The organism is Streptococcus sp. SR4 (genome assembly GCF_000517725.1).
Classification (GTDB): domain Bacteria; phylum Bacillota; class Bacilli; order Lactobacillales; family Streptococcaceae; genus Streptococcus; species Streptococcus salivarius_F.
In genome coordinates this window covers 1-917 of sequence record NZ_AZYW01000036.1, presented here as the reverse complement: position 1 = coordinate 917, position 917 = coordinate 1, and the positions used below count along the sequence as shown (strand labels likewise).

2 protein-coding genes are annotated in these 917 nt (G+C 30.0%); both read left to right on the top strand.

From position 1 onward, the window contains the following. The first annotated feature begins 107 nt into the window (after window positions 1–107). Window positions 108–443, top strand: a complete 336-nt coding sequence (gene traF, locus HMPREF1519_RS04550) for a conjugal transfer protein TraF (protein WP_022495825.1) — start codon at window positions 108–110, stop codon at window positions 441–443. A 17-nt stretch (window positions 444–460) separates the two neighbouring features. Then, window positions 461–874: an acyl-CoA thioesterase gene (locus tag HMPREF1519_RS04545; RefSeq protein WP_022495824.1), complete on the top strand. Its 414-nt coding sequence runs from the start codon at window positions 461–463 to the stop codon at window positions 872–874. Window positions 875–917: the final 43 nt, after the last annotated feature.

Here is a 917-nt window from a genome sequence, read left to right as displayed (position 1 = left end):
GATTTTATTGCTGGACGTAGGTCTAGCTTTTTTTGTTAAGTTATTTACTTGTTAAAACTCTAAATTTCAGATATGATATGATTATATTTTATTTGAGAGGTATTATTATGTCGAATTTTGCATCAGCGTTTACACCTATTTCTGTTACTACTGCTAAAGATAAAATTTCTTCTACGGATAAGTTTATTTTATTTATTGGCCGTCCTTCTTGTCCATATTGTCAACTTTTTGAACCTAAATTATCTAATGTTGCACGTAATTCAAATCTTACTATTTTCTATATTAATAGTGAAAATAGTGAAGAACTTGAAGATATTCAAGCTTTACGTAAAAGATATGGTATTGCTACTGTTCCAGCCCTCTTTGTTTCAGAAAATGGAACTGCTAAGGTTGTTTGTGACTCTTCTCTTTCTGAGGATGACATTTTAGATTTTATTTCTTAATCTTTTTGGAGGTTCTTATGTTTATTTGTAAACACGAGGTCCAGTATTATGAAACAGATCGAATGGGTATTACTCATCATTCCAATTATGTACGATGGATGGAAGAGGCTAGAACTTTTTTTCTAAGAGAGATAGGTTGGCCTTATGAAAAAATTGAAGAGGAGGGAATTATCTCTCCTGTTACTTCAATTTCCTGTGACTATAAAGCTATTTCTACTTTTGCAGATGAGATTTCTATTGAGATTAATGTTAAAAGTGTTAAATCTGCTAAACTTTCTTTTGTATACCATATGGTAAATCAGAATGGTGTTTCTGTTTGTACAGCTGTTTCCGAACATAGTTTCTTATCTAAGGATGGTGGTTTTGTTAATCTTAAAAGAGATTATCCCTCATTTTTTAATCTTTTAAAAGAGCAGTCAGTTATGCAATAAAAAAAGAAGAAAATCAAAATGATTTTCTTCTTTTTTATTTATT